The sequence below is a fragment of the Arthrobacter sp. D1-17 genome (genome assembly GCF_054130535.1).
Genome location: NZ_CP096382.1, coordinates 3295362 through 3316787, shown reverse-complemented (window position 1 = coordinate 3316787; position 21426 = coordinate 3295362). Strand labels below are relative to the sequence as shown.

The window sequence follows — 21426 nt, the reverse complement described above, 5'->3', positions numbered from 1 at the left end:
GTGCAGTAATGCTGACCTGCACCAGGTTTTTGAGCTGTTGCGGCCGGGGAACGCTACGGAGTAGGGCTGCCGCCATTGACGTTGAGCGTTTCGCCGATGACGAAGCTCGACTCCGCCGACGCCAGGAACACATACGCGGGCGCAAGTTCCGCAGGCTGCCCGGCCCGGCCCAGGGGAGTGTTCTTGCCGAACTCGGGCAAGGCTTCCTTCGGCTGACCACTGCTGACCTGCAGCGGAGTCCAGACTGGGCCGGGGGCAACTGCGTTGACCCGGATGCCCTTGGGAGCCAGTTGCTGGGCGAGGCCTTTGGTGAAGTTGTTGATGCTGGCTTTCGTCGTGGCGTAGTCCAGAAGGGTAGGGGAGGGGTTGTAGGCCTGGATCGATGTCGTATTGATGATTGTCGACCCGGGCGGAAGGTGCGGCACCGCGGCCTTGGTCAGCCAGAACATCGCGTAGACGTTGGTTTTGAGCGTGTGGTCGAACTGTTCGTCGCTGATCCCGCCGATGTCCTCCTGTGCCACCTGCTTGCCCGCGTTGTTGACCAGGATGTCCAAGCCGCCGAGTTCCCGGAGGGCTGTGTCCACGAGTTCACGGCAGGTGTCGGAGTTCTTGAGGTCGCCGGGCACCTTCACGGCCTTCCGCCCGGCTTTCTCAATCAGGTTCGCGATCCTTGCGGCATCCTCTTCCTCTTCGGGCAGGTAGGAGAGGACGACGTCGGCCCCCTCGCGTGCGAATGCAATCGCCGTGGCGGCTCCGATGCCCGAGTCGGCCCCCGTGACGATCGCCTTGCGGCCTTCGAGGCGTCCGGTTCCCCGGTAGCTGTCTTCGCCCAGGTCCGCCTTGGGGGTCAGTTCGGCGTCGAGGCCGGGTTCCGGTTGGTGCTGCTTTGGCGGCTCGATGTGCTCGTAGGCGGTGACGGGATTCTTGAAGGTGTACTGATCGGTCATGGTGCTCCTCTTGATAGGGGTTGAACACGAACAGGTTCATAAAGAGCTGAACAAGCTCCCGTGCGATGCTAAGCATGCTTAGGGCCCAGCTTAACGAGCAGCCCGCCCTGTGGCCAGAGGTTCTAAACCTGACCTGCACTAGGTCCTGCGAGGCTCTTCCGCAGGTGGCCCGACCTTACTAGGCTCGAGGCTTACCAGGCTTGAGGCGAGGGCCAAGGCGGCCGAGTCACGAAAAAGTCGCGTCACGTACACATGCGAGGAGTGCACACTATGGACAACCAGGACATTCTGCAGCGGATCCAAGCGCTCGTGGATGAAGAGCACCGGCTTCGTGGACCGGGGGAGGGGGACGGCGGCGGTGCGCCCGAGGCGGAGGACCGTCAGGCGAGGCTGCGGCACGTGGAAGAGGCCCTGGACCAATGCTGGGACTTGCTGCGCCAGCGCCGTGCCAAGGCAAAAGCTGGCGAAGATCCTGAGGAAGCGGAAGTGCGGCCCGCCAATGAAGTAGAGGGCTACCGCCAGTAGGTTGGCCAGCCGCCCGGGCGCGAGCTAAACGCATAGGCTTTGGGGCCTCAAGTGTACGTTCGCGCTGGACCCCGGGGCCTCGAGTGTTCGTTCGCGCTGGACCCGGGCGGCGGCCTCGTTGGGTTTTGTCGCCGACCTACTGTTCGGCGCCGACCTACTGTTCGGCGCCGCCGTGGAGTCCGTCGTCGCTGCTGTCGCTGGAGGCTGCCTCGCCGGTGTCGTCGGAGAGGTCCATATTTCCGCGGGCTTCAGTCATGGTGGGGCCGCCGGAGGGGACGTCGTAACGCTCGGGCCGGATGCCGTGGGACTGCTCTTCGATCAGCGCCTGCTCTTCGCTGAAGCGGATCACGTTGGCGTCGTCACCGGCATCACCTGGGATGTCCTCGCGGACCTTTGACGGGTCCGGAACTATGAATCCGTCTTCGCGGTCGTTTTGGTCGCTCATGGTTCGTCCTTTCCAATGCACTCGTCGGTTCAAGCCTACTTGGTAAGCCTACTTCCTATTATGAAGGGTGAGAAATGGCAGCATTGCCGACGCCGCGTTCCAACGCCGCCAAAGCGAGACTCAAACCCCAATTCACGTGTAATCCTCGTCATAGTCGGTCGCGACACGCAGAATTAACGATTTCAAGTCGCCAGAACTAACCTCCGCACGGCAAACTACTGAGGGAACAATCGCTCTATGAGGGGAACCATGCGCAAGACTGCCGCAGAAAACACCAACTTCCGGCTTAAGGCCGTGCTGGACGTTCTGGCAGAGGGGGTGTTGACTGGTGAGTCGCAGAATGCCGGCGAGGTGCTGGCTGAAGCGCTCGTGCGGGTTCCGCTGAACGCCTACGAAGCTGAGCTTCTCAGCGGTGGCATTCCTCGGGGCCACAAGTCGCTCACCACAGCCACGGCCAAGCTCGTCAAGGCCGGATGGCTGGTTAAGGGCCGCTCCGGCTGGACCATCACCGAAGAGGGCCTGCGCGCCACGGTAGCTTTCCCGGATGCCGCAAGCTTTGCGGCCGCGCTCGACGCCGGAACTCCGGTTCCAGCCGACACCCCCCTTCCGGTTGCTGCTCCCGCCCAGTCTGGGGGAACGAAGGATGCCGCTGCCAAAAAGGCGGCGCCCAAGGTTGAAGAAAAGACTGAGAAGGCTCCGTCCAAGGCGGCAAAGGTCGTGGACAAGGCTGCCAAGCTGATCGAAGATGCGGTGGCCCCGGTTGCCAACGCGGTGCGAGGTAAGAAAGACGAGGCTGCCTCCGAGACGGAAGCTCCCGCGGTGGAATCCTTTCCCCAGCCGGAAGCAGTTGCTGTTGCAGGTGACTTCAACACCCTGCTCGGTGCGCCGGAAAACTGGGCCCCGCAGTATGACGAGGCGCAGATGCAGCTGGACGCCATCGACCAGCTTTGGAAGCTGACCGCCGACATTCCGGCTGGCCACTACACCTTCAAGATTGCACTGAACCGGTCCTGGGAAGAAAACTACGGCGCTTTCGGCGCCTTCGATGGTCCCAACCACGAACTGCACCACGACGGCGGCCGCCTCACCATCCGCTACGACCACCGAACCAGGGACATCATCGTCAACTAGCCGATGACTGCTGCCTGCGGGCAGGATCAAGCCACGAAGCCCCGCTGCCGCAACTGCGGCAGCGGGGCTTCGCTGTTCGTGGTGGCACTGTTTCCGATGGTGCGGTTTCGACGGCGGTGCGGCGCAGCGCCCTGACGGCGCTGGGCTGCCTCTTTCGGGTGCTGCTTATTCGTGTGCGGCCAGGGTCTTCTCCCTGTCCTCGAACGCCCGGTCGCCCGGTCCGCTGAAGGCCCGGGACCGCTGCACGGCTTCGAACGAGCCGGTGAACAGCTGGGAGTCGTGCCGATCGGACTGCTGCCGGGGCTGGGCCTCCAGCTGTCGTGGACGAGCGACGGCAGGAGGCTCCTGCTGAGAAGAGTTAACCGACTCCCAACGCATATGGGGGAGCGCCTGGGGATGATGCTGCTGCAGGAAGGACACCAGCTCTTCCCGGATAAGGCACCGCAGGTCGAACAGCGACGCGCTGTCCGCGGCGCTCACCAGGATCCGCACGCGGACGAAGCCGCTTGTGGCGTCCGTGACCTGGAGGATGCCGACCCGTTCGTCCCAGAGCTCCGTGCCGGCCAGGAGTGCCTTGAGCTCAGAGCGCATGGCCTCAACCGGGGCGCGCCAGTCGAGGTCGAACTCCACGGTCCCCATGACCTCGGACCGCCGGCGGGTCCAGTTTTCGAAGGGCGTGGTGGTGAAGTAGGTGGAAGGGAGGATGAGGCGGCGGTCATCCCAGACGTGCACCACAACATAGGTCAGGGTGATCTCTTCGATCCGGCCCCATTCCTTTTGCACCACCACCACGTCGTCCACACGGATGGCATCGGTAAAGGCGAGCTGGAGGCCGGCGAACACGTTAACGAGCGATGACTGCACGGCGAGGCCAGCCACAATCGAGACGAGCCCTGCTGAGGCGAGAATACCCGCCCCCAGCGCCCGGACGTCCGGGAAGGTGAGCAGGCTGATGCCCAGCGCCAGGATGATCACCAGGGCAATACCTATGCGGCGGGCCAGGATGACTTGGGTGCGCAGGCGGCGAGCGCGCCGGTTGTCGGCAACGTCCACCCTGTAGTGCGTGAGCGTCAGCGCTTCAATGATCATGAGGACGGCGATCGCCAACCAGGCGGCCGATGCGATCAGTGCAATCAGCAGGATGTGATCCGCATTCGTGCGCCACCTGGAGTTCTCCGTGGTGAGCGCAAGCGCGATGCGGACGCCGATGAGGCACAGGAAAAGCCGCAGCGGGACCCGTGCCATGCGGGAGGCTTCACGCAGGGCGGGGAGCTTTCGGTTGAGCCGGAGGAGGATGCGCCGGAGGAGCCAGGAGAGGACCAGTCCCGCAGCCACGGCTACGGCGATCGCCAGGAATGGCATTGCTTGATTCAGGACGTCTTGCATTCTTAACCTTTACCAAGTCCGCCCGGGCCTGTTGAAATCGGCGGAGATGCGCTAGGAAGACAACGATTTGATCGCAGTTGGAGGTCACCAGGCATTTCCCAACGCGGTGCAGCGCACCATTAGTCCACCGTCTTTTTTACCTTAGGGAGGGCTTGATGCGCCGAACAGCATTAACGCTGACTGCTATTTCCGCTGTATGCCTCGCAGTGACGCTTGCTTCCTGCGGTTCCCCCGGCACGGCACCCGCCACCGGCTCTCCCGCCGGGACAGCGACCGCCACCGGGACAACGACCGCCACAGCTACCGCACCGCCGACTGCCTCGGAGACCACGCCGACCGCGGCCCCAACTACCGGCACCGCCACGCCGCCTGCCGAAGGTTGGAAGACGTTCACCACGAAGGACGGGTCGCTCGCTTTCGACTATCCGGCCGACTGGACCATCAAGGATCCTGCCGGGCAGACGCCCCAGGGCGGCGGTGTCTTCCTGGAAGTGTCCAAGCCTGACGGCAAGCCCATGGCAACGCTGCGCACCAACATGGTGACCGGTGCCGAATGCACGAAGAAGACGCCGTACAGCGTCCTCGACTCCCAGCCGCTGCCTGCACTGGCGCAGAATGGCCAAACGCCCCGGTTCACGTTCGAATCCCGCTCTGATCCTGAAGTGACCGATCCGATGACGTCATCTGTCTTCGCGTACGGCATCACCGCTGCGCCGGAGCCGACCGGGCCGACGGCGTGCCCTATGGCGCACTTCTTTAGCTGGCCGCCCAGCGGGGCGATGTTTGGGGGCGCCTACAACCCCTTCGACACTTCCCCGGGGAATGAACCACACGTGGACACGCCGGAGGCATACAAGGAGACCGCCGAGTACAAGAACGTCCGCCAGATGATCACGTCCCTGCGGCCGGCAGGCCAGTAGCCGAACTATCGCTGGAGGGGTCTGTCGGCCGTTCATGGGAAGCGCGGGGAGCCTGTCGGGGGGACTGGCCCGGCGCTAAGTTAGAGTCATGACCGAGTCGAATGCTCCCGAAGCAGACAGCGTCCGCCTCACGGCACGCGTGACGGGCATGGTCCAGGGCGTCGGTTTCCGCTACTGGACCGCCCGCAAGGCTGACGAGTTGGGAATTACTGGTTCCGTCAGGAACGACGACGACGGTTCCGTCGCGGTCGTGGCGGAGGGACCCCAGCCGGTCATAGTGGAATTCCGGCGCTGGCTGAGTTCTGACGAGGCTCCAGGCCGCGTATCCCAGGTTGACGAGAAGGTATCACCCGCCGAGGGCAGATTCAGCAGCTTCGACGTGGTGATGTGAGGCCAGATGTCTTCTGCTGTGGTCATCCCTGAGGCGCCGCCATACCTGTAAAAGGGCGCGGACTGAGTCCAATGAACGCACCAAGTTCCTCCAGGGCTGATGGTTTGCGGGGCATGTAATTGGTCAACTCGGGGGAGCGGACGATTATTGCCCGCCACTGCCCCCGTGACACCGCCACATTGAGACGGTTCCGGTTGAGCAGGAACTCGGCACCGCGGGGTGCTTCGGCGATGGCAGAGCAAGCCATGGACACGAGCACCACGGGAGCCTCCTGCCCCTGGAACTTGTCCACGGTTCCCACCTTCACCGCGGAAAGCCCCTGCCGGTCGAGGGCCTGCCGGATAACCTGTACCTGTGCGTTGTACGCAGCCACCACCAGGATGTCAGTCGCCTCGAGCCTCCTGGCAGGTTCATCTTTACCCGGAGTCCATTTCAGCCCCATGTGCTCGGAGGCCAGCTGGACGACCTTCGCGGCCTCCTCCGTGGAGCTCGTGGTGTTGCCCCGGTGCTCCACGAGGACCGTCTCCACTCCTGCAGGAACGCCGTCCAAGTGCCGGTGCGATGCCGCGGGAGCTGACTGGAGCCTGCCGTCGTAGCTCAGCACCGAGACCGCCTGGCACAGGGCCGGATGCATCCGCCAGGAGGCCGCGAGGAAGTAACCCAGTTCCGCCGGCATGGTGGGGTGGCCGCCGGACAGCCAACCAAGTGCGGACTCGTCAACGGGCTCCGGGTGTGATCCCTGGGTGACCTGCGGGAGCTGCTGGGGGTCGCCCAGCAGCAGCAGCCGTTTCGCCGCCTGGGCTACGGCAAGTGTATTCGCCAGCGAATACTGCCCTGCCTCGTCAATGACCAGCAGGTCGAGTGAGCCGGGAGGGACGCACTGGCCGGTCATGGTCCAGGCAGTTCCTCCGACCAGGCAGCCGCCGTCCGCTCCAAGGATGCGCGCGACGTCTTTGTCCGTGGTGAGTCCCCACGGGACATCGGCACCGCTGCGTGGTGCCTTGATATCCTTGGCCACCACCGCCGGGTCTACTCCTGCCGTGTTGATGGCTGTGCTAAGCATGTTCTCCACTACCGAATGCGACTGGGCCACGACGCCGACTTTCCAGCCGCGCCGCACCAGCCGGGCGATGACGTGGGAACCCACATACGTCTTGCCCGTCCCGGGAGGGCCCTGGACGGCGACATAGGACCGGTCCAGATCCTCGACCGCAGCGGTGAGGGCCGAGACGTAGTCGGCCGCACCGGATGCATCATGGTGGACAACCGGAAGCGACGCCCCGGAAGCCATCCGCGGAGGCATACGGCGCAGCACATCCAGGCCGGCGTGCTTCGGCAGATCGGGCAGCGTGGACCCGACGAGTTGTGCGAGCTCAGCAAGCGCGGCTTCGATGCTGGCGGTGGGGATGGGGCGGTCCGCGGTGAGCGCCATGGGCAGCTGCATATACGGCGGTACCTTGCGTTTGGATTTCTCGGTGATGGTGATGATGGTCTTGCCGGGCCGGTCGGGATGGTCTTCGACCGCCTCGATGAGCGTTCCGAAGATGCCGTCGCGGGACACTGACTCCTTCGCGGAGGGGTGCAGGGCCGTGCCGGTCCGCTCCGGCCGAGGTGTCCGCCCGCCGTCGACCTCTCCAAGCCCCTCCGGCAGGGGATCTTCGAACATCCGGAACCAGGTGGAGCCTGCCCGGAATTCCGAGCCCTCGCTCATGGTGCCGGTCAGACGCAGCGTCCTGGACTCGGTGCTAGCGCGGGCACTGTGCGGGGCCCAGTCGGACACTACTGAGGCTTCGTCCACCACGAAGGCGTTGCGCTGGTGCCGCCAGTGATCCACCTCGGACTCCAGACGGTCGAAATGCTCCCACCAGAACTGTTTCGCTTCCCGGCGGTGGTATCCCGTGGCCGCGGCAACCATCGCCACGGCCTGCTCGTCGCTGGCCAATGGACGGTTGTCTGGAAGGGACTTCAGATAGGTGCGGAGTGCCTCTTCCTCCGGCGGCACCCCATCCGCCAGCTCAGGTACAGCCTCTACAACTGCCTGGACAACGGCGCCAGTCCGCTCGTCCCCGGCGGCTGCAATGGCCGCATCCCTCGGTGCGGAGGCATCATGGCCAAGCTGCAGCAGCCAGTCGCGAAGGCGCAGGGTGGAGAGGCAGTCGTACTCGTTGTAGTCGGAGATGGACGCGAGGATGTCGGCAGCCACGGCCTGGGTTTCGGGTCCGCCGTCGCGGGCTGTGCAGTAGGCGGCGTAGGCCACCACGGAGGCACCGGCGTCCTTGACGTCCCCGGACCTAAGGTTGTCGCCCATATAGAGGGGCTCGAGTTTCTTGATGGAGTAGGAGGCCTCGGAGATTCTCAGCGACTGCCGCACCGTGGCGTAGAGATCCACCAGTAAGCCTTCACGCAGCCAGGAATCGACGATGTCCTCGCCGGCGACATGCCTCAGGGACAGCTTCCTGAGAGCGGTCTTCTCGTACGGCGCGTAGTGATAGACGTGCATGTCCGGATACCGTTTGCGGCGTTCCTCCACGTAGGCAAGGAAGTCCAGGAAGGCGTGCCGTTCACCTGTAAGGGAGTGCGCCCAGAAGGGCCGGAAGACCGGAGCGGCGTCGGGCGCATGCCCGGGCAGCGGAGCTTCGATCACGCCGAAGAGGTATTCGAGTCCCCATTGTCCGCTTGTGGGATCCTGCCACAGCGGATCGCCCTCGAAGTCGAAAAAGATGTCGCCGGCGCTGGGAGCCGGGATGCTGGCCAGGGCGTTCTCGGCCAGTACCTTGTAGGTGATGGTGTGTTCTTCACCGTCCTTGATGAATGTCCGGATGCCGTCGGAGGCTTCGCGGGCAGTCTGCATCCTGGCCTGGTCGCGCAGCCGGCGCAATGAACCTGTTGCCTTATCCTCCGGAAGCTCTGCGAGGTCATCGATGGTTGTGACGCCTTCGGCGATGAGCTTTTTCCGCTGGCCGGAGTTCATGCCGCCGACCATGAGCAGGTCGCGGTGTGCGGACACCTGTTCGGCGCAGTAATCGCATCTTCCGCAGTACCCGATGCCAGGCTGCTGCCACTGTACGGAGCTTTCCGAAGCCAGATGGATTGCCGTGAGTTCACGGAACCGGTCCCGGCGCTCGCGGAATACCGGCAGGAGGTCGCCGAGGGAGTGGATGCTGCGTTCGAGGTTGCCCAGCACCAACGTGACACGGGGAGCAGGATCAAGGCCGAGCTTGATCAGCTGGTCCCCATAGGCGGCAAGCTGCAGCAGTGCACCCACCTTGGCGTGCCGGGCCAGCTTCGTATCCCAGACCGCGTAGCGCGGCGCGGCACCGGCAGCTGCCCTGCCGGCTGCAGCATCCGTTGCACTGTCCGTTGCTCGGCCAGTGCCCGCGGCCGCTCCTTCTTCCTTGACCAGGAAGTCCGCGTAGCCGAGGAACTCGCCGTCGAAGAAGGTCGCCTGGAAGACAACATCAGCGCCGGACCGGAGGACGGCGGCAGTTTCCTGATGTTTTTCTGTCAGGTTCACGCGCTCAGCGGTTCCGCGTTGGACGGTATAGACGCCGGTGCCGCGGGAATCATTCCACCTGCCGTACTGCGCAATGAGGCTGTCCAGTACCTTGTGCTCGTGAATGTCGCCGAGTTTGCCGGCGCGGACCTGCATCTCGTCCGGCGGGAAGTCTGCTTTGGGGGACCGCCCCAGCTTTTCGTCGAGGATTCGTAGCGTGCGGTATTCGCACTCGCTGGCCACTACGAGGTCGCTGGCCGAGAACACCAAATCAGGTTGCGCCTCCGGCGTTAGTGGATCGAGCAGGAACAAGGGGCCTCCCCATCAGGCAGCCTGGCTCCGGGAGGGTTCCCGAAGCGCTAATTCGAATCTAGCAAGAGGCTGTGACAAAGAGGCTGTGACAAAGAGGCTGTGACTAAGAACAGAAGGCCCTAGGACCCGTGGGAGGGGAGGCAGGCGAGGAAAAGAAGGTAACGGAACGTTATAGACCTCTCCATGGTGACCGTTCTAGACTGGCGGCACCCCTCCGCTGCCGGGCACCGACGACGCCGTCCGGCTCGCCGCCTGTTCGGCCCGAAGGGAGCATCGCAACACTTCATGAATCACAACGTGCCCTCACTGGTGAGGGTCCGTGAGGCCAGGAGGAAGAGATGGAAGCGAACAAAGCCGTTGCCTACAAGGGACCCGGCAAGGTGGAGGTCATTGATGTTGACTATCCAACCTTTGAACTCAAAGACGGGCCAGGAGTCAATCCGGCCAATGTAGGGCGTCCCGTTCCGCACGCGGCAATTCTCAAAACGGTCGCTACAAATATCTGCGGCTCTGACCAGCACATGGTTCGAGGACGGACCACGGCGCCAACTGACTTGGTGCTGGGCCATGAGATCACCGGAGAGGTGGTGGAGGTGGGGCCCGGCGTCGAGTTCATCAAGGTGGGGGACCTCTGTTCGGTGCCGTTCAACATCTCCTGCGGCCGGTGCCGGAACTGCAAGGAGCGCAAGACCGGCATTTGCCTGAACGTGAACCCGGACCGTCCTGGCAGCGCCTACGGCTATGTGGACATGGGCGGCTGGATCGGCGGGCAGGCCAACTACGTGCTGGTGCCGTATGCCGACTGGAACCTGCTCAAATTCCCGGACAAGGACCGGGCGATGGAGAAGATCCTTGACCTGGCAATGCTGTCGGATATATTTCCCACAGGCTTCCACGGCGCTGTCAGCGCCGGGGTGGGTGTCGGGTCGACCGTGTATGTCGCGGGCGCCGGCCCTGTCGGGCTTGCTGCGGCGACGAGCGCGCAGCTGTTGGGTGCCGCCGTCGTGATTGTCGGCGATCTGAACGAGGAGCGGCTCGCGCAGGCGCGCAGTTTCGGTTGTGAGACCGTGGACCTCACGAAGGGCGGTCCGGCCGAGCAGATTGAGCAGATCCTGGGCGTGCCTGAGGTCGACTGCGGCGTTGATGCCGTCGGATTCGAGGCGAAAGGCCACGGTACGGGCGCCAAGGAAGCTCCGGCCACGGTGCTGAATTCGCTCATGGACATCACGGCTGCCGGCGGCGCCCTCGGCATTCCCGGCCTATACGTGACGGGGGACCCGGGCGGTGTTGACGAGGCCGCGAAGAAAGGCGCGTTGAGCCTGAGCTTGGGTACGGGGTGGGCAAAGTCGCTGAGCTTCACCACAGGGCAGTGTCCGGTGATGAAGTACAACCGGCAGCTGATGATGGCCATCCTGCACGACAGGGTTCAGATCGCAAAGAACGTCAATGCGAAGCCCATCCCCCTCGAACAGGCGCCGCAAGGGTATGCCGAATTCGACGCCGGCGCCGCAACGAAGTACGTGCTCGACCCGAACGGCTACTTGAGTTAGGGGAGGGCAGACAGCGGTAGCAAAGGGAGACTGACAGCGACGCGGGGTCAAGCACGAGCGGAAGCCATCAGCAGCCGGCCGGCAGGCAGCTGGCCGGGGCGGCCCGCGCGTTTTGGTTCCGTGTTGCTGTTTACCCGCGAAGAACCGGTGGGGAGAATTGTTCCACCACGAACATCGAGCCAGAACCGAGGCCAGCGATGAGCAACCAGCCTGAAGAGACCCCGATGGAAGTACCGGAAGCTGATGCCGTCGAGCAGCGGCTGTCGGCCATACCCGATGCAGGAGGGGAGGACTTTGATCCCCTGCCCGAGGACGCACCGGAGGCGGACGTGCTGGAGCAGCGGACCCCGCTGGTGTCCACGCCCCTGCCGGACGTGCCCGCCCCGGGCCTCTCGGCAGAGAAGGCTACGGAAGCGGATGTTGTCGAGCAGTCGCTGGGAACTCCGGGCAGCGACGAGGACGACTATCCGTTCGTCGGCGAGGAGCCGGAGCTGCCGGAGTAGGGCAGACTTGCCGGAGTAGGCAGAGGCAGCTGCCCGCCTGGCACAGTTTCTCAGCCTGGGGCGCCGCCGCAAGTGGCCAGAACCGAGGTCATGGCGGTGTGCTCGGCGCGCGTGACCCAAAGCTTGTAAGCGGCCTTGACCGAAATCTGCCGGGCGACGTAGGCGCAACGGAAGGCCTTGTTGCCGGGCAGCCAGGTTGCGGCGTCGCCGTCACCCTTTTTCTGGTTGGCGGGGCCGGAGACCGCGAGGAGGTTGCGGGGATCGTTGGCGAAGGCGGTGCGCCGCGCCTTCGTCAACTGCTGCGCACCCTTCTGCCAGGCGTCGCTGAGAGCCACGACATGATCGATCTGGACCTCGCTGCTGGTGCTGGCACCGCGCGTAAAGGAGATGGTGGTGGCGGTGTACGGGTCCGCCAGCCTGCCCGTGAGGATCACGCAGTTCCTGGTGCCGGGCTTGGTTGTCCTCGCCGTGAGGTCCCGGGCGAGGATATCGTTGCGCGTGTCGCAGCCGTTGTTGTCGGTGTCCGCCCAGGCGGGGCCGAAAGCGGTGCGGTCGTAGCCGGTCTTCGGGGCGCGGCCTTTGACAGGCAGGGTCGCGAGGAGGTCCTGAGTGGCACGTGCCTGCGCCCGGCTGAAGCCTTGGCCGGCGCCCGGCGCCGCCGTTGCGATTGTCCCGTCCGGCTGAACGTCCGACGGCGGCTGTTGCGTCGCGGTAATGGACCCGCCACAGGCCGTGGTCGCCAGGATGACCGCGGCGGCGATGCCGCCCTTTATCCAGTTGACGTTCGTCGTCCAGTAGTCGTGTAGCGATGGTGTTCTATTCAAACTCGTCGTGCCCCTGTGGCGTGTGGCTTTGTGCGTCCATTGGTTTTGGCGTCCATCGAGCCTACCGGCGAAGATCGCCGCTCCGGGGAAGGCGGGCCCTGAGCGATGGCATGTTGCGGAACCCCTCTGCCGATTACACACAGAGCCGGTTACGCACAGAGCCGGTTACACACAGTGCCGATGACACTAGGAGTCGACCAAACGCAGGGCCGATCACATGCAGAAGGGCCCCGCACATCCTTGACGGAGTGCGGGGCCCTTCCTAGCGGCAGGACCACAGCAACTGGGGGATGCGGTGGGCCTGAACCAAGATTAGACCCGGTTCCTGAAAAATAGCTAGGAGTTTTAGGCATCCCTTAAAATTTTTTTTCGATAGTCCTCAACAGGAGCGTGCGGAGCTGAAAAAGTGCGACGGGCAGAAGGGCAGCCCGGGATCCTTGACTTCAATCGCGGGCTGAACAAGTGTGGAAATCGCACTGATCAGCTGGCATTTCACATAGGAGGAGATTCGCGATGACGCTTCCCGCAGGCCTGACCCCGGGCACCTGGACCCTGGACATGTCCCACAGCGACATAGGTTTTACTGTCCGGCACGCCGGCATCAGCAAGGTGCGCGGCCGCTTCACGGACGCCTCTGCCACAGCGCATGTCCGCGACTCGCTCAAGGAGTCTTCGCTGCATGCCACGGTGAAGACGGCCAGCTTCGATTCCGGCGAGCCGAACCGGGACGCCCACGTGCGGGGAGCGGACTTCTTTGATGTCGAGAACTTCCCCGAGATGACCTTCCGGGCCACCGGCGTGGAGGGCGACGGTGAGGATTACACTCTCACCGGCGACCTCACTATCCGCGGCATTACCAAGCCGGTCGAGCTGGAGGTCGAATTTACAGGCGTGGCCGTGGATCCCTTCGGAGCGACCAGGGCAGGCTTCTCGGCCGAGACGGAGATCAGTCGCAAGGAATTCGGCCTGACGTGGAACGCCGCCCTGGAAACCGGCGGGTTCCTGGTCAGTGACAAGGTGAAGATCAACCTCGAAGCGGCGCTGGTCAAGCAGGACCAGGGGCATCAGGAGCCGGGGCAGCAGGACGCGACAGAAACTGCTGCGCCGTAGCCAGTACATGAGTTCCGGGGTACGCCGGGTACCAGCGCTTTCCTACGACGGTACGCCGGGTATCGTCGGCTGTCCTACGACAGCCGCGCCACGCTTCGGCGGACCGGACGGGACGCTGTGCCGTCTGAGAACAGGTCCGGGGATGATTCCTGAATCCGCTTGACGTCCTCGAAGACCCCCCGCAGGTGCACGCGCAGCGAGTCGTCGGCGGCGGCAAGGTTGTTGGATTCCAAGGCGTCCACTACAGCGGTGTGCTGCTCAATGAGCGTGGCAACCGGACGGGTGTCTATGAGGCTCAGCCGCCGTGCCCTGTCCAGGTGAGCCTTAGCGGAGTTCACTGCCGTCCACGCTGATTCATGGCCTGCGAGCCGCAGGAGTTCCCGGTGGAAGTCCTCGTCAAGCCGGAAGAACTCCTCCACGTCGCCTTTAGCTTCGGCGTCGCGCTGGCTGGCCAGAATATCCCGGAGGCCGGCGATTCCGGCAGCATCGACGCTGAGATCAGTCAGTGACGCGCATTCGATCGCCTCCCGGACGAACTGCGCCTCGGCCACCCGCCCCAGGTCCACCAGGGATACGAACGAGCCGATCTGCGGGAATACCTGGACCAATCCTTCCTCCCGCAGCAGGATCAGGCTTTCGCGCACCGGGGTGCGGCTGACGCCCAGCTCTTGAGCGAGTTCGTTCTCGGACAACGGCTCACCCGGGGGGAGCTGCAGGGAGATGATCCTGCGCCGGAGGGTTTCCAGTGTCTGGTCACGCACGGAGAGCCGTGCTGACTGCCCTTTGTCGGGTTTGCCGCTTGCCATGCATCCAGTCTAAGCCATCGTTGACAAACTAGAATGGTAGTGCTTGTATGGTAGCTAGAAAGGCCGCCGAAGCAGCACCGCGCGTTCAACGCTGCTTACTCCTGGAGGGCGGCCCCTTCACTCGAATTATCCCCAGCAAACTCGCAGACCCCCCCTTTTTTCATCGCCTGCAAAGGAGCAATTGATGACCGAGAGCATCGCGCCCCCCACCACTAAGCCGGAAGCAAAACCCACCCGGGAACTTGCCAAAGTCGCCGTTTCCGGCTGGCTGGGAACGGCCATGGAGTTCATGGACTTCCAGCTGTACTCGCTGGCTGCCGCAATCGTGTTCAATAAGCTCTTCTTCCCCGAGGTCAGCCCGGTCATCGGCCTCATCGCCGCCATGGCAACCTACGGCGTGGGCTACGTTGCCCGCCTTGCGGGAGCCGTCTACTTCGGCCGCATGGGTGACAGGATCGGCCGCAAGAAGGTCCTTTTCATCACTATCGCCCTGATGGGTGCATCCACGACGCTGATCGGCATCCTTCCGACCTATGCCATGATCGGCATCTGGGCCCCCATCATGCTGGTGGCGCTGCGCCTGGCCCAGGGCTTCGGGGCAGGTGCTGAGATTGCGGGCGCAACCGTGATGCTGGCCGAGTTCGCTCCCGCCCGCCGCCGCGGCCTCATCTCTTCCCTCGTGTGCCTCGGAACCAACTCCGGCACTCTGGCGGCCTCCGCGATCTGGGCAATCCTGGTGTCCACCCTCTCCGAGGAAGACTTGCTGAGCTGGGGCTGGCGCATCCCGTTCCTGTTCAGCTTCGTGCTGATGATCTTCGCAGTCTGGGTCCGCCATCACGTCAAGGAAAGCCCCGTCTTCGAAGAGCGTGCCGACGTCGTCAACGGCGTTGCACTGTCCAAGCGCGAAATTGCCGCTGCGGAGGAACTGGCAGAGACCAGCACCATCGAGGCCGCCCTGCACCAGCGCAAGGGCAAGGCCTTCCTCATCACCCTCGGCCTGCGCTTCGGCCAGGCAGGCAACTCCGGCCTGATCCAGACATTCCTGGTGGGCTACCTCGCCACCGTCCTTCTGGTGGACAAGAGCGTGGGCACCACCGCCATTATGTATGGCTCGCTGCTTGGCTTCCTGACCATCCCCGTGATGGGCATCCTCGGTGACCGCTTCGGCCGCCGGCCGCTCTACCTGGCGCTGAGCTCCCTTACTGCACTGTTCGCGATCCCCATGCTGCTGATGGTCACCAGCGGCAACACTGTCCTGATCACCATCGCCATGGTCATCGGACTCAACCTGGGCGTGCTGAGCCTCTTCGCCATGGAGAGTGTCACAATGGCCGAGTTCTTCGGAGCCCGCACCCGCTTCACCCAGCTCGCCCTGGCCAAGGAAATCGGCGGCATCCTCGCCACCGCCATCGGGCCCCTGCTGGCAGCGACCCTCACCGCTATCACCGGCCACTGGTGGCCCTTGGCCGCGATGGTCATCGCCTATTCTCTGATCACCCTGATCTCGGCCTTCGTGGGCCCCGAGGTCCGCGGCCGCGACATGGTCCGCCTCGAGGACGCTGTATGAAAGCCGTCGTTGTCCACGGACCCAACGATCTGCGCATCGACGAGCGTCCCGAGCCCGTTGCCGGACCTGGTGAGGTAGTGCTCGACGTCGAATGGGGCGGCATCTGCGGATCCGACCTTTCGTACTGGCGCCACGGTGCTTCCGGTACAGCGTCGCTGAAGTCGCCGCTCGTCCTCGGCCACGAGGTTGCCGGCAGGATCGCCCAGTTGGGCGAGGGAGTGGAAAACCTCGACGTAGGCCAGCCGGTGACGGTACACCCTGCGGAACTGGTGGGGGACGGCATCATGCCGGAGCGCATCAAGGGCAGAACCAACCTCTACCCCCAGATCAGGTACTTCGGCTCCGCCGCGTTTGATCCGCACACGGACGGCGGCTTCAGCGAGCGCAAGCTCGCCAGGGCCTCCCAGATCCGGCCGCTGCCTGACGGCGTCGACACCCTTCATGGCGCGCTCGCCGAACCGCTCGCCGTCGCCCTCCACGCCGCAGGCCGGGCGGGTTCGCTCGCTGGCCGCGACGTGCTCGTGAACGGCGCCGGGCCGATCGGCTCGCTGGTGGTGGCCGCGGTAAAGTATGCCGGCGCCAGGAGCGTCATCGCGACGGACATCAACGACGCGTCGCTGCGCATCGCCAAGGCGATGGGCGCCGACGAGGTCCTGAACGTCTCTGACGGCGGGAGCCTGCCGGAGGACATGGAACTGGTGTTTGAAGCCACCGGCATCCCGGCGGTGTTGGGCGGAGTCCTGCGGGCCACGGCCCGCGGCGGAACCATCGTTCAGGTCGGTAACCTGCCCGGCGGCCCGGCCCCGGCGGCGCTTGGAGACCTGGTGACCAGGGAAATCACGTGGATCGGCTCGTACCGGTTCGTGGACGAAATCACCGATGCCCTCCGCGCCATGGCCGAAGGCCTCGACGTTTCCCCGGTGATCACCCAACGTTCGGTATCGACCAGGCTGCGGAAGCCATGCGGACCGCCGCTGATCCAGCCGCCGACAGCAGCAAGGTCATGCTCCGCCTCGGCTCCCACTGACCGCCGCCATGCCCCGCACCCGGCACGCCTGACTGGCAGCAGGTGTCGTTTGAGCGTTCACAACGGCACCTGCTCCTACCTACTTGCACACCTCCCGCACACTTTTGAAGGACCAACCAGTGAAGATCACCGACGCACGGGTAGTCGTTTCGTCGCCAGGACGGAATTACGTCACCCTCGTTATCGAAACCGAGGACGGCATTACCGGCATCGGCGACGCCACGCTCAACGGCCGTGAGCTGGCTGTGGCGTCTTACCTGTCCGAGCACCTTTGCCCACTGTTGATCGGCCGGGATGCCCGCCGCATCGAGGACACGTGGCAGTATTTTTACAAGGGCGCTTACTGGCGCCGCGGGCCGGTGACCATGACCGCGATCGCCGCGATCGACGTCGCGCTGTGGGACATCAAGGGCAAGACCGCCGTTATGCCGGTGTACGAGCTGCTTGGCGGTGCCGCCCGCGAGGGCGTCATGGTCTATGGCCACGCCAGCGGCTCCTCGCTGGAGGACCTCAGCGCTGACTTCCAGCACCACCTGGACCTCGGCTACAAGGCCATCCGGGCGCAGGCCGCTGTGCCGGGGCTGGAGAAGACGTACGGCATCGCACCCGTGGACGGGAAGACGTACGAGCCCGCGAGCGGCAACATCCCCCAGGAGGACGTGTGGGAGACCACCGCTTACCTGGACTTCGCACCAAGGATGATGGCGCACGTGCGCGAACAGTTCGGCTACGGCGTGCACGTGCTGCACGACGTGCACCACCGGCTGACGCCGATCGAGGCCGGCCGGCTGGGCTCCTCGCTGGAGCAGTACCGGCCGTTCTGGATCGAAGATCCAACGCCGGCGGAGGACCAGTCGGCGTTCCGCCTGATCCGCCAGCACACCACGACGCCGATCGCGGTCGGCGAGGTGTTCAACTCGATCTGGGACTGCCAGCAGCTGATCACCGAGCGGCTGATTGACTACATCCGCACCTCGGTCTCGCACTCCGGCGGCATCACGCATCTGCGCCGCATCTTCTCGCTGGCGGACCTGTACGGCGTCCGCTCGGGCTCGCACGGCGCGGGCGACCTGTCGCCGGTGTCCTTCGCTGCGGCGCTGCACGTGGACATGAGCATCCCGAACTTCGGCATCCAGGAGTACATGGGCCACCGCGATCCCGCCAACGAAGTCTTCACGACCTCCTACACCTTCACCGACGGCTATATGCACCCCGGCGATGCACCCGGCCTCGGCGTGGAGTTCAACGAGGAAGCCGCGGCCGCATTCCCGTTCGACCCCAAGTACCTGCCCATCAACCGCCGCCTCGACGGGTCGGTGCATGACTGGTGAATGACGCAGTGCACGAAACCGCAACGTCCGAAACCGAGTTCCGGCCGTTCGACGTCATCGTGATGGGGGAGATCCTCGTAGAGGTGGCCACCGACGTCGCGTTCGGGCACGGCGTGCCAGCGCAGCTCGGCATCTCCGGGGATGCGCTGAACGTCGCGGCTGCCGCTGCCGCCGCCGGCGCCCGCGTGGGGCTGCTGTCCGTACTGCCCGACGACGACCTCGGCAAGGCGATCGCCGCCCGGATTGCCGAACTCGGCATCTCCACCGGATTGCTCAAGTTCCGGACGGGCCAGCAGGGCGTGTACCTGGTGCACTGCGACCCCGACGGGCAGCGCGAGTTCTCCTACGCCCGCAGCGGCAGCGTCGGCTCCACACTGGGCCCGGACGACGTCGACGAAGGCATCTTCTCGTCCGCAGGTGCCGTCATCGCCGGAGGGATTGCCTGTGCCATCTCGGAATCCGCCCGGGCCGCGGTCCTCAAGGCAGCCGGCGTGGCAAAGCGGTTTGTCTTTGACCCCAACTTCCGGCCCCGGCTCACTTCCGCGGAGAGTGCGACGGCGGTGCTCACCAAACTCGCGCGGCAGGCTTTCCTGGTCACGCCGTCCTTCCCCGGCGAAACGTCCGCGCTGCTGGCCACGTCCTCGCCCGAGGAGGCCGCGGCCAAACTCCGCAGCCTGGGCGCTGCCAATGTGGCGGTGACCTGCGGAGCTGAGGGTGTCCAGCTGGACGGAGAACTGGCAGACGGTTCTGCAGAGTCCTGGATCGAGGCCATCCCTGCCCCTTCTGTGGTGGACCAGACCGGAGCCGGCGACGCTTTTGTAGGTACACTGGCCGCCCGGCTCGTGCTGGGCGACAGCTTCCCGGCCGCCGCACGTTACGGCGCTGCAGCAGCATCCCTCGTGGTGGGGGGCAAGGGCGGGACCGGCTTCATTCCCACGTTCGAGCAGACGCGCGCCCACGCCGGGGCCGGCTCAACCAAGGCCACGGAAGGAGCCCTGTCATCGCACGCCTAAACGCCGCCTCCCTCGCTGCCAGCGGCCACCAGGCCCTGTTGCAGCGGGAGACACTGCGCCCCGGAATTGTCCACCTCGGCCTGGGCGCGTTCGCCCGCGCCCACACGGCCGTGTTCACCGAGAAGGCGATGCTGGCCACCGGCGACCTGGAGTGGGGGATCATCGGCGTCACCCAGCGCTCGGACACCGTGGCCAGGCAGCTCGCGCCGCAGGACGGACTCTTCACCGTGGCCGAACGGGGCCAAAGTGCCGCGCCGCCGCGCGTGGTCTCGAGCATAGTCGGGGCCGTCTCGGGGCGGGACAATCCAGAAGCAGTGGTGAATTGGATCGCCGCTGAGACAACCAGGATCGTCACGCTCACCGTCACCGAGAAGGGCTACCGGATCGATCCCCAGACCGGGACCCTGAACACCGGGGACCCGCAGGTGCGCGCCGACCTTTCGGGGCAGGCACCACAGACGGCCATCGGGCAGATTGTCCGGGGACTGCAGCAGCGGGCGCGCACCGGCGCCGGCCCGATCACCGTGCTGTCCTGCGACAACCTGCCGGGCAACGGTGACCTCACCGGCAAGCTGGTCCGCGCCTTTGCCACTGCCCTGCCGGCCGAGGAAGCCGGGCAACTGCTGGCCTGGCTGGACGCCAACGTCACCTTCCCCAACACCATGGTGGACCGGATGGTTCCGGCCACGACGGCGGATGACCTGGACGCCGTCGAACGCGAACTGGGGCTGCGGGACGAGGCCGCCGTGGTGGCCGAGCCGTTCATGCAGTGGGTCATCGAGGACAACTTCGCCGCCGGACGGCCGCGCTGGGAGGACGCCGGGGCGCTGTTCAGCTCCGACGTTGCTGCATGGGAGGCGGCCAAGCTGCGCTTGCTGAACGCGAGCCACTCGCTGTTGGCGTACCTCGGCCTGGTCGCGGGGAAGGAAACCATCAGCGACGCGGTGGGGGAGGAGCCGTTCTTCACTGCGGCAAGGCGCATGATGGACGAGGACGTCCTTCCCACCATCACACTGCCTGAGGGTCTGGACGCGGACGACTACTGCGCCCAGGTGCTGGCCCGCTTCGCCAACCCCGCCCTCGGGCACACCACCGCGAAGGTGGGCAGCGACGGTTCGCAAAAGATCGGGTTGCGGCTGCTGAGTACGGTCCGCGGAAATCTCGACGCCGGACGGGAACCCAGATGGGCAGTGCTTGCCGTCGCGGCGTGGATGCGCCACGTCGCCACCACGCCTGTCGCGGAGCTGAACGACCCCCTCGCGGAGGAACTGCACGCAGCCCTGCCCGGGACGCGCAGCGCCGAGAGTGTTGTACCCGCCCTGCTCGGGTGCCGCAGCATCTTCGACGCCGCCCTGGCGGCAGACGTCCGCTTCGCCGCGCTGCTCACGCATTGGTACCGCATCATCGACAACCACGGGCTGGACGGCCTGAGAAATGAGATCAACCATGGCTGACGCAACGGGCATCCTGCACGTTTCCCCGGTGATCCCCGTGGTCACTATCGAGGACCCGCGGCATGCGGTTCCGGTGGCCCGGGCGCTGGCCGACGGCGGCGTCCGGATTATCGAGCTGACGCTGCGGACCGACAGCGCACTCACCTCGCTGAAGCTCATCGCCAATGAGGTGCCGGACATCCTCTTGGGCGCCGGCACCATCCTCACCCCGGGCCAGGCCGACGCCGCCGTGTCCGCGGGCGCCCAGTTCCTCGTGAGCCCGGGCGTCACCCCGACGCTGCTGGACCACATGCTGGCGCTGGACGTCCCGGTACTGCCCGGTGTGGCCACGGTGGGTGAGGTGATGGCGGTTGCGGAGCGCGGGCTGGAGGCGATGAAGTTCTTCCCGGCCGGTCCCGCCGGAGGCCCGAATTACCTGGCCGCGATCGGCGCGCCCCTCCCGAACGTACAGTTCTGCCCCACCGGAGGCATCAGTTTGGCCACCGCTCAGGACTACCTGAAACTGCCGAACGTCTCCTGCGTCGGCGGCAGCTGGCTCACGCCGCGGGGCGTTGTCGAGGCCGAAGACTGGGCGCAGATCGAGGCGCTGGCGCGGGAGGCCACCGGTCTCGCGGGGTGATCATGGGGACAACACGCCCGGGCGCAACACCCCGTAGCCATGCTCCAGAGACGCGCGTAGAGTCGGAAAGGA

General features: G+C 65.2%; 19 protein-coding genes. 13 read left to right on the top strand and 6 right to left on the bottom strand.

Annotation, left to right across the window (positions count from 1 at the left end; genetic code table 11):
• Positions 1–53: 53 nt before the first annotated feature.
• Positions 54–947, bottom strand: coding sequence for a glucose 1-dehydrogenase (locus M1E01_RS15295; RefSeq protein ID WP_457972411.1), 894 nt, complete (start codon positions 945–947; stop codon positions 54–56).
• Between the two features lie 270 nt (positions 948–1217).
• On the opposite strand from M1E01_RS15295, the gene M1E01_RS15290 reads away from it, so the two are divergent.
• Entirely contained in the window at positions 1218–1472 is a 255-nt protein-coding gene (locus M1E01_RS15290; RefSeq protein WP_457972410.1) for a DUF2630 family protein, read from the top strand.
• 154 nt (positions 1473–1626) lie between these two features.
• Here the strand turns inward: M1E01_RS15290 and M1E01_RS15285 are convergent, their stop codons facing one another.
• Positions 1627–1917 (bottom strand): hypothetical protein, encoded by a 291-nt coding sequence (locus tag M1E01_RS15285; protein WP_457972409.1) that lies wholly within the window; start codon positions 1915–1917, stop codon positions 1627–1629.
• 249 nt (positions 1918–2166) lie between these two features.
• Between M1E01_RS15285 and M1E01_RS15280 the strand changes: the two genes are divergently transcribed.
• Positions 2167–3048, top strand: coding sequence for a pullulanase X25 domain-containing protein (locus tag M1E01_RS15280; protein ID WP_457974986.1), 882 nt, complete (start codon positions 2167–2169; stop codon positions 3046–3048).
• Positions 3049–3213: 165 nt separating this feature from the next.
• Here the strand turns inward: M1E01_RS15280 and M1E01_RS15275 are convergent, their stop codons facing one another.
• The gene (locus tag M1E01_RS15275) at positions 3214–4410 is read right to left on the bottom strand and encodes a mechanosensitive ion channel family protein (RefSeq protein WP_457972408.1); all 1197 of its coding nucleotides are present in this window, start codon (positions 4408–4410) and stop codon (positions 3214–3216) included.
• Between the two features lie 179 nt (positions 4411–4589).
• On the opposite strand from M1E01_RS15275, the gene M1E01_RS15270 reads away from it, so the two are divergent.
• Positions 4590–5354 carry a hypothetical protein gene (locus tag M1E01_RS15270; RefSeq protein ID WP_457972407.1) on the top strand — a complete coding sequence of 255 codons (765 nt, stop codon included), beginning with the start codon at positions 4590–4592 and terminating at the stop codon, positions 5352–5354.
• 88 nt (positions 5355–5442) lie between these two features.
• Positions 5443–5745 carry an acylphosphatase gene (locus M1E01_RS15265; RefSeq protein WP_457972406.1) on the top strand — a complete coding sequence of 101 codons (303 nt, stop codon included), beginning with the start codon at positions 5443–5445 and terminating at the stop codon, positions 5743–5745.
• Positions 5746–5767: 22 nt separating this feature from the next.
• Here the strand turns inward: M1E01_RS15265 and M1E01_RS15260 are convergent, their stop codons facing one another.
• Entirely contained in the window at positions 5768–9550 is a 3783-nt protein-coding gene (locus M1E01_RS15260) for a TM0106 family RecB-like putative nuclease (protein ID WP_457972405.1), read from the bottom strand.
• 338 nt (positions 9551–9888) lie between these two features.
• Between M1E01_RS15260 and fdhA the strand changes: the two genes are divergently transcribed.
• The gene (fdhA, locus tag M1E01_RS15255) at positions 9889–11100 is read left to right on the top strand and encodes a formaldehyde dehydrogenase, glutathione-independent (RefSeq protein WP_457972404.1); all 1212 of its coding nucleotides are present in this window, start codon (positions 9889–9891) and stop codon (positions 11098–11100) included.
• Positions 11101–11297: 197 nt separating this feature from the next.
• Positions 11298–11603, top strand: coding sequence for a hypothetical protein (locus tag M1E01_RS15250; protein ID WP_457972403.1), 306 nt, complete (start codon positions 11298–11300; stop codon positions 11601–11603).
• A gap of 50 nt (positions 11604–11653) precedes the next feature.
• Here the strand turns inward: M1E01_RS15250 and M1E01_RS15245 are convergent, their stop codons facing one another.
• Positions 11654–12427: an HNH endonuclease family protein gene (locus M1E01_RS15245; RefSeq protein ID WP_457972402.1), complete on the bottom strand. Its 774-nt coding sequence runs from the start codon at positions 12425–12427 to the stop codon at positions 11654–11656.
• A gap of 513 nt (positions 12428–12940) precedes the next feature.
• On the opposite strand from M1E01_RS15245, the gene M1E01_RS15240 reads away from it, so the two are divergent.
• A complete protein-coding gene (locus tag M1E01_RS15240; protein ID WP_457972401.1) occupies positions 12941–13537 on the top strand; it encodes a YceI family protein in 597 nt (198 codons plus the stop codon).
• A 74-nt stretch (positions 13538–13611) separates the two neighbouring features.
• Here M1E01_RS15240 and M1E01_RS15235 read toward each other — a convergent pair whose 3' ends face one another.
• Entirely contained in the window at positions 13612–14343 is a 732-nt protein-coding gene (locus tag M1E01_RS15235; RefSeq protein ID WP_457972400.1) for a GntR family transcriptional regulator, read from the bottom strand.
• 184 nt (positions 14344–14527) lie between these two features.
• On the opposite strand from M1E01_RS15235, the gene M1E01_RS15230 reads away from it, so the two are divergent.
• The 6 genes from M1E01_RS15230 (at position 14528) to eda (ending at position 21354) form a co-directional block, all read left to right on the top strand.
• Positions 14528–15910, top strand: a complete 1383-nt coding sequence (locus M1E01_RS15230) for an MFS transporter (protein ID WP_457972399.1) — start codon at positions 14528–14530, stop codon at positions 15908–15910.
• Positions 15907–17175 carry an L-idonate 5-dehydrogenase gene (locus M1E01_RS15225; protein ID WP_457972398.1) on the top strand — a complete coding sequence of 423 codons (1269 nt, stop codon included), beginning with the start codon at positions 15907–15909 and terminating at the stop codon, positions 17173–17175. Before M1E01_RS15230 ends, M1E01_RS15225 begins: the two co-directional genes overlap by 4 nt.
• Positions 17057–18268 carry a D-mannonate dehydratase ManD gene (gene manD / locus M1E01_RS15220; protein ID WP_457972397.1) on the top strand — a complete coding sequence of 404 codons (1212 nt, stop codon included), beginning with the start codon at positions 17057–17059 and terminating at the stop codon, positions 18266–18268. Before M1E01_RS15225 ends, manD begins: the two co-directional genes overlap by 119 nt.
• Positions 18269–18330: 62 nt before the next feature.
• Positions 18331–19281: a PfkB family carbohydrate kinase gene (locus tag M1E01_RS15215; RefSeq protein ID WP_457974985.1), complete on the top strand. Its 951-nt coding sequence runs from the start codon at positions 18331–18333 to the stop codon at positions 19279–19281.
• Positions 19282–19319: 38 nt separating this feature from the next.
• Complete coding sequence (locus tag M1E01_RS15210; RefSeq protein ID WP_457972396.1) at positions 19320–20735, top strand: mannitol dehydrogenase family protein; 1416 nt, start codon at positions 19320–19322, stop codon at positions 20733–20735.
• Positions 20728–21354, top strand: coding sequence for a bifunctional 4-hydroxy-2-oxoglutarate aldolase/2-dehydro-3-deoxy-phosphogluconate aldolase (eda, locus tag M1E01_RS15205; RefSeq protein ID WP_457972395.1), 627 nt, complete (start codon positions 20728–20730; stop codon positions 21352–21354). The genes M1E01_RS15210 and eda overlap by 8 nt, the downstream gene beginning before the upstream one ends.
• The last annotated feature ends 72 nt before the right edge of the window (positions 21355–21426 follow it).